A 6,250-nucleotide genomic window follows, 5' to 3' on the forward strand; every position below is an offset into this window, starting at 1 on the left:
CACGGGCCAATTCCGGCGGGCGGAGCGCCGGCAGATCGGCGTTCAGGGCCGCCACCCCGCCGGCCCGCCGGAATTGGCCCGTGTTCTCGATACGGCCGCCGCATTCCCGCGTGCTTTTCTCGCGGATACCGCCGCGATCGGCACGACCCTGCTGGCCGCGTCCCCGGGCCGGGAATTGCGTCCGTCCTTCGGGCCCGATTCCCGGGCCCGGCACCGGGCGTCCGGGGCCGTGGAGCTGTGCCTGGACGAGGTCGATTCCGTACGGCAGGACGTGGACACCGGCGACGATCTGCGGGCGGCGCTGGCACTGGGGGTGGGTCCCCACACGGCCGCCGCCGCCGCGCGGTTGCTGATTCCGGAGCAGTAGGCTGCCGGTATGCAGGCCACCGCATACACCTACGACCCCGTCAGCCGCAGCGGGCAGGTGCTCCTGGACGACGGCACCCCGGTGCCCTTCGAGGCCCCGGCGTTCGACGCGGGGGGCCTGAGGCTGCTGCGTCCCGGGCAGCGGGTGCGGATCGAGACCGAGGGCGAGGGCGAGGGACGGCGGATCACGCTGGTGACGCTCCAGACGTTCTGACCGGCCGTTTCTCTGCCGTCACCACCCCGGACACGCCGCGGGCCGGGCTCCCCGACGGAGTCCGGCCCGGCGCGTGAGTACCGCTTGCCCGCGGCTACTTCTTGCGGGCGCTGGTCTTCTTGGCCGTGGTCTTGCGCGCGGTGGACTTCTTGGCGGGCGCCTTCGTGGCCGGGGCCTTCTTGGCGGTCGCCTTCTTCGCGGCGGTGGTCTTGGCGGTCGCCGCCGTCTTCTTGGCGGGCGCCTTCTTGGCCGCGGTCTTGGCCGCGGCCGTCTTGGCGGGCGCCTTCTTCGCCGTCGTCTTCCGGGCCGTCGTGGTCTTCGCCGCGCCCGTCGCCTTCTTGGCCGCGGCCTTCTTGGTGGCCGCCTTCTTGCCCGCGGCCTTGGAGATGGTGGGCGTCGGGCCGGACAGGCTTCCCTTGGGGGCCTTCTTGACGGCGATGTCGTTCTTCGGGAGCTTCTTCGACCCGCTGACCAGGTCCTTGAAACCCTGTCCCGCGCGGAACCGCGGGACGGAGGTCTTCTTGACCCGAACCCGCTCGCCCGTCTGGGGGTTGCGGGCGTAGCGGGCCGGACGGTCGACCTTCTCGAACGAACCGAAACCGGTGACCGAGACCCGGTCCCCCGCGACCACCGCTCGGACGATGGCGTCCAGGACCGCGTCGACAGCATCGGCGGCCTGCTGGCGGCCGCCCATCTTGTCGGCAATCGCTTCTACGAGCTGCGCCTTGTTCACGTCTTCCCCTTCGGAGACATCGCCAGAACGAAACTGTTCAAGCTTTTTCGCACGTTAGGCAGATATATACCGCAAATCAAACACGAAACGGGCTAATCACCCTTGTGCCGCAACGGACTCGACCGTCCCGACCGGTTCAGCGCTCCTCTTCGGGGAATCGCCCCTCGTCGAGGTCCGCGACGAACCGATCCAGACGCCTTGCCGCACCGGCGAGATCGTGCTTGGCCGCGGCCGTAATGACCAGCAGCTTCCGGGTCAGCGCCATCCGTACGCCCTCCGGGACTTGCAGTGCGCGCACCCTCGAGTGCGCTTCTTTGAGCCGGACCGCGACCGCCGCATAGAGCTCGAGTTGGCCGTCGTGTTCCATGCACAGATTGTGCCATCTGGGGCGAGTTGTCGCCTGCGCAGGGGGCAACTGCTGCCTCGGGCGGCCTTCCCGACACCCGCGGAAGCCGTGGGTACATGACGCACGTACCCCGGCAATCACCTCCGTAACGTGGGAGGTTGGGCGCATCCGGGGTCCCGGGCGGAGCCGATCGGGCACAGAGACGCCCGTACCCCCGATCGAGCCGATCGGGGGTACGGGCGGGGTGTGGGGTGGCCGAAAGTCGACCTCTCGGCAGGGCTCCGCCTGCCGTGCGCGTCAGGCCGTGAGCGTGCGCGGCTTGAACGACGGACGCTTCGCCTCGTAGGCGGCGATCTCGGCCTCGTTCTGCAGGGTGATGGAGATGTCGTCGAGGCCGTTCAGCAGGCGCCAGCGGGAGTTCTCGTCGAGCTCGAAGGAGGCGGTGATGCCCTCGGCGCGCACCTCGCGGGCCTCGAGGTCGACGGTGATCTCCGCCGTGGGGTCGGCTTCGGTGAGCTCCCACAGCGCGTCCACGATCTTCTGGTCGAGGACCACCGTGAGCAGGCCGTTCTTCAGCGAGTTGCCCCGGAAGATGTCGGCGAAGCGGGAGGAGATCACGGCCTTGAAGCCGTAGTTCTGCAGCGCCCAGACGGCGTGCTCGCGGGAGGAGCCGGTGCCGAAGTCGGGGCCGGCCACCAGCACGGTGGCGCCCTCGCGCTCGGGTCGGTTGAGCACGAACTCCGGGTCCTTGCGCCAGGCCTCGAACAGTCCGTCCTCGAACCCGTCCCGCGTCACCTTCTTGAGCCAGTGGGCGGGGATGATCTGGTCGGTGTCGACGTTGCTGCGGCGCAGCGGGACGGCCCGGCCGGTGTGGGTGGTGAATGCTTCCATGACTGATCAGACTCCAGCGGGCGTGGGGGCGTCGGCGGCGAGGTCGGCCGGGGAGGCCAGGTGACCGAGGACCGCGGTGGCCGCGGCGACCTGCGGGGACACCAGGTGGGTGCGGCCGCCCTTGCCCTGCCGGCCCTCGAAGTTGCGGTTGGAGGTGGAGGCGGAGCGCTCACCGGGGGCGAGCTGGTCGGGGTTCATGCCCAGACACATGGAGCAGCCCGCGTGCCGCCACTCGGCGCCGGCCTCCTTGAAGATCACGTCCAGGCCCTCGGAGACGGCCTGCAGCCCCACCCGCGCGGAGCCCGGGACGACCAGCATCCGTACGCCGTCGGCGACTTTGCGGCCCTGGAGGATCTCGGCGACGGCGCGCAGGTCCTCGATGCGGCCGTTGGTGCAGGAACCTACGAAGACGGTGTCCACGTCGATGGAGCGCAGCGGCTGCCCGGCCTCCAACCCCATGTACTCCAGGGCCTTTTCGGCGGCGAAGCGCTCCGAGGGGTCTTCGTACGAAGCGGGGTCGGGGACCGCGGCGGACAGCGGCGCGCCCTGGCCCGGGTTGGTGCCCCAGGTGACGAACGGCGACAGTTCGGCGGCCTCGACGACGACCTCGGCGTCGAACTCGGCGTCCTCGTCGGAGCGCAGCGTGCTCCAGTACGCGACGGCGGCGTCCCAGTCCTCGCCCTGCGGGGCGTGCGGCCGGCCCTTGAGGTACTCGAAGGTGGTCTCGTCGGGGGCGATCATGCCCGCGCGGGCGCCGGCCTCGATCGACATGTTGCAGATGGTCATCCGGGCTTCCATCGAGAGCTTCTCGATGGCCTCGCCGCGGTACTCCAGGACGTAGCCCTGGCCGCCGCCGGTGCCGATCTTCGCGATGATCGCCAGGATCAGGTCCTTGGCCGTGACGCCGTCGGGCAGTTCGCCGTTGACCGTGATCGCCATGGTCTTCGGGCGGGCCATCGGCAGCGTCTGGGTGGCCAGCACGTGCTCGACCTGGGAGGTGCCGATGCCGAACGCCAGAGCGCCGAAGGCACCGTGCGTGGAGGTGTGCGAGTCACCGCAGACCACGGTCGTGCCGGGCTGGGTCAGACCCAGCTGCGGACCGACCACGTGCACGACGCCCTGCTCGATGTCGCCCAGCGGGTGCAGCCGGACGCCGAACTCCGCGCAGTTCTTGCGCAGCGTCTCCAGCTGGACCCGGGAGACCGGGTCGGCGATGGGCTTGTCGATGTCCAGGGTCGGGGTGTTGTGGTCCTCGGTCGCGATGGTCAGGTCCAGCCGGCGCACCCTCCGGCCGTTCTTGCGAAGACCGTCGAAGGCCTGCGGGCTGGTCACCTCGTGCAGCAGGTGCAGATCGATGTAGAGGAGGTCGGGCTCGCCCTCGGCGCGCCGGACGACGTGGTCGTCCCAGACCTTCTCCGCGAGTGTCCTACCCATCGCTTTCCCTCCGGCCGGCACGAACCCCTCCGGCCCATCTAGAGATCTGTGAGGAGACGGCGCCCGCACCCCTGATCCCGGGCGTCCGCCGCCAGGCCCGGTGGTCCACGGGCCGCGTTGCTTCCGTGCTTCCAGAGTGGCGGGTTCCACGGAAAATTGAACTTGCGTTTCACAGAGTGAGACGCAAGTATCGTTTCATGGACAACAGTAGCGGCGTCGGCGTTCTGGACAAGGCGGCCCTCGTCCTGAGCGCTCTGGAGTCCGGTCCGGCCACCCTCGCGGGGTTGGTCGGCGCCACCGGACTGGCACGACCCACGGCCCACCGCCTGGCCGTGGCATTGGAACACCACCGCATGGTGGCGCGCGACATGCAGGGCCGGTTCATCCTCGGCCCGCGCCTGGCCGAACTGGCCGCGGCGGCGGGCGAGGACCGCCTGCTCGCCACGGCGGGCCCGGTGCTCACCCACCTCCGCGACGTCACCGGGGAGAGCGCCCAGCTCTACCGGCGCCAGGGCGACATGCGCATCTGCGTCGCCGCGGCGGAGCGCCTGTCGGGCCTTCGGGACACGGTCCCGGTGGGCTCCACGCTGACGATGAAGGCCGGCTCCTCGGCGCAGATCCTGCTCGCCTGGGAGGAGCCGGAGCGGCTGCACCGCGGTCTGCAGGGCGCCCGTTTCACGGCGACGGCCCTGTCGGGCGTACGGCGCCGCGGCTGGGCCCAGTCGATCGGCGAGCGCGAGCCGGGGGTCGCGTCCGTCTCCGCGCCGGTGCGCGGCCCCTCGAACCGGGTGGTGGCCGCCGTCTCGGTCTCCGGTCCCATCGAGCGCCTCACCCGTCACCCGGGCCGCATGCACGCGCAGGCCGTCATCGACGCCGCCGGCCGCCTCTCCGAGGCGCTGCGCCGCTCCTGACCGCCCCCTTCTTCGTCCGCCGCCCCGTCGGGGACGGGCCCGCCTCGACGCCGCGGCAGGCCCTCCCCGGCCCCACCCGCCGTCGGACGACGCAGTACGTCCGCGGGGAGGCGGCGAGCGGCGCCGCCGGACCCATGCGACGACGACCGGGGACGGCGAGGAGCTCCCGCGCCGGCTGCGGCTGGTGCGCGCCCTGATCCGGGTGGGGCCTGCCGGTGGCGACGGCGCGCGAGGTGCCGGGCCGCGTCGGCGACGGCTCGTCGGGCCGCAGCGCCGGCCGGGCCACTCCCGGGACGTCGAACTGGTGGCCCTGTACGGGGAGTTGACCCACCAGGCGGCGCGCAGGCGGCTCGACTCCATGGCGAGGCGCGTCTCCGGGACGGAGCGGGTGGAGCCGGCGGTGGCCTCCGCGGTGCTCTTCGAACCGGTGCCGCGGACGCTCCACCGGTCGGTACGGGAGGAGGAGTCGGCACGGCGCCGCGGGACCGAGTGAACCGGATCACCCGGCGGGACCGGCGTCCGGCGCCTCGCGCCGCCGCTCCCCCGGAACGCCGAGAGCCCTCCACCGCAGTGGAGGGCTCTCGCCATCTGTACCCCCGACCGGATTCGAACCGGCGCTACCGCCTTGAGAGGGCGGCGTGCTAGGCCGCTACACAACGGGGGCGTGGATCACACGTTTCCGCAGATCCTGCTGGTCTACCTGGACTCGAACCAAGACTAACTGAACCAGAATCAGTCGTGCTGCCAATTACACCATAGACCAATGATGGTTTAGACCAGTCAGTACCCCCGACCGGATTCGAACCGGCGCTACCGCCTTGAGAGGGCGGCGTGCTAGGCCGCTACACAACGGGGGCCCTAGCGATCCTGCATCGAGAACAGTGGGAGCGACCCGACTGTTCCCGCGGGAAGGATCTGTACCCCCGACCGGATTCGAACCGGCGCTACCGCCTTGAGAGGGCGGCGTGCTAGGCCGCTACACAACGGGGGCTCGCGGATGTGATCCGCAGGTTGCAGATGAGCTCTGCGAGCTGGCCTACCTGGACTCGAACCAAGACTAACTGAACCAGAATCAGTCGTGCTGCCAATTACACCATAGGCCACTGGAACGCAAGCCCCTGAGGGGATTTTGTTCTAGTTCTGCACCGTGGAGTCCCGGCCTTCCGGCCCGCTCTCCGCGGCGCAGGAAGAACATTACCCGAAGGTGGACGGCGCTCCAAAACGAGTATCGGAGGCGAGCAGTGCGGGCAGTTCGGCGAGGGAGGCGATGCGGCGCGGCCCCACGGGCGGCTCGACGGTCGCGTACGCCCCGCCGCGGTCGATCCACACCGACAGCAACCCGGCCTCCGCGGCGC

7 protein-coding genes, 5 tRNA genes and 2 pseudogenes are annotated in these 6,250 nt (G+C 70.6%); 4 read left to right on the forward strand and 10 right to left on the reverse strand.

Annotated elements, in window-relative coordinates:
- A pseudogene (locus tag B7L92_RS18335) lies at positions 1–367 on the forward strand (hypothetical protein); the annotation flags it as partial.
- A gap of 9 nt (positions 368–376) precedes the next feature.
- Positions 377–580: a hypothetical protein gene (locus tag B7L92_RS18340; RefSeq protein ID WP_004983032.1), complete on the forward strand. Its 204-nt coding sequence runs from the start codon at positions 377–379 to the stop codon at positions 578–580.
- Positions 581–674: 94 nt separating this feature from the next.
- Here the strand turns inward: B7L92_RS18340 and B7L92_RS18345 are convergent, their stop codons facing one another.
- The 4 genes from B7L92_RS18345 to leuC all read right to left on the reverse strand — a co-directional run bounded on the left by B7L92_RS18345 (position 675) and on the right by leuC (position 3,984).
- Positions 675–1,313, reverse strand: a complete 639-nt coding sequence (locus tag B7L92_RS18345; protein ID WP_081238644.1) for an HU family DNA-binding protein — start codon at positions 1,311–1,313, stop codon at positions 675–677.
- 136 nt (positions 1,314–1,449) lie between these two features.
- Complete coding sequence (locus B7L92_RS18350) at positions 1,450–1,680, reverse strand: SCO5555 family protein (protein WP_081238645.1); 231 nt, start codon at positions 1,678–1,680, stop codon at positions 1,450–1,452.
- A 276-nt stretch (positions 1,681–1,956) separates the two neighbouring features.
- Complete coding sequence (gene leuD, locus B7L92_RS18355) at positions 1,957–2,550, reverse strand: 3-isopropylmalate dehydratase small subunit (RefSeq protein WP_081238646.1); 594 nt, start codon at positions 2,548–2,550, stop codon at positions 1,957–1,959.
- A 6-nt stretch (positions 2,551–2,556) separates the two neighbouring features.
- A complete protein-coding gene (leuC, locus tag B7L92_RS18360; protein WP_081238647.1) occupies positions 2,557–3,984 on the reverse strand; it encodes a 3-isopropylmalate dehydratase large subunit in 1,428 nt (475 codons plus the stop codon).
- 197 nt (positions 3,985–4,181) lie between these two features.
- Here leuC and ndgR point away from each other — a divergent pair, with 197 nt between their 5' ends.
- On the forward strand, positions 4,182–4,895 hold the full coding sequence (ndgR, locus tag B7L92_RS18365) for an IclR family transcriptional regulator NdgR (RefSeq protein ID WP_004983042.1): 714 nt from the start codon (positions 4,182–4,184) through the stop codon (positions 4,893–4,895).
- Positions 4,896–5,079: 184 nt separating this feature from the next.
- The gene (locus B7L92_RS41410; RefSeq protein WP_081238648.1) at positions 5,080–5,388 is read left to right on the forward strand and encodes a hypothetical protein; all 309 of its coding nucleotides are present in this window, start codon (positions 5,080–5,082) and stop codon (positions 5,386–5,388) included.
- 98 nt (positions 5,389–5,486) lie between these two features.
- Here B7L92_RS41410 and B7L92_RS18375 read toward each other — a convergent pair.
- The 6 genes and pseudogenes from B7L92_RS18375 to B7L92_RS42415 form a co-directional block, all read right to left on the reverse strand.
- A tRNA-Glu gene (locus B7L92_RS18375) sits at positions 5,487–5,559 on the reverse strand.
- Positions 5,560–5,586: 27 nt separating this feature from the next.
- A tRNA-Gln gene (locus B7L92_RS18380) sits at positions 5,587–5,658 on the reverse strand.
- Positions 5,659–5,679: 21 nt separating this feature from the next.
- Positions 5,680–5,752: transfer RNA gene (locus B7L92_RS18385), tRNA-Glu, on the reverse strand.
- A 61-nt stretch (positions 5,753–5,813) separates the two neighbouring features.
- Positions 5,814–5,886, reverse strand: a tRNA-Glu gene (locus tag B7L92_RS18390).
- Between the two features lie 40 nt (positions 5,887–5,926).
- Positions 5,927–5,998 (reverse strand) — tRNA-Gln (locus tag B7L92_RS18395).
- Between the two features lie 91 nt (positions 5,999–6,089).
- Positions 6,090–6,250, reverse strand: a pseudogene (locus B7L92_RS42415) (HAD family hydrolase); the annotation flags it as partial.

The organism is Streptomyces viridosporus (assembly GCF_002078235.1).
GTDB classification, from domain to species: Bacteria; Actinomycetota; Actinomycetes; order Streptomycetales; family Streptomycetaceae; genus Streptomyces; species Streptomyces viridosporus.

Coding starts and splice junctions, on each gene's coding strand:
- B7L92_RS18340 (WP_004983032.1), top strand. CDS start 377: ATGCAGGCCACCGCATACACCTACGACCCCGTCAGCCGCAGCGGGCAG.
- leuD (WP_081238646.1), bottom strand. CDS start 2,550: ATGGAAGCATTCACCACCCACACCGGCCGGGCCGTCCCGCTGCGCCGC.
- leuC (WP_081238647.1), bottom strand. CDS start 3,984: ATGGGTAGGACACTCGCGGAGAAGGTCTGGGACGACCACGTCGTCCGG.
- ndgR (WP_004983042.1), top strand. CDS start 4,182: ATGGACAACAGTAGCGGCGTCGGCGTTCTGGACAAGGCGGCCCTCGTC.
- B7L92_RS18350 (WP_081238645.1), bottom strand. CDS start 1,680: ATGGAACACGACGGCCAACTCGAGCTCTATGCGGCGGTCGCGGTCCGG.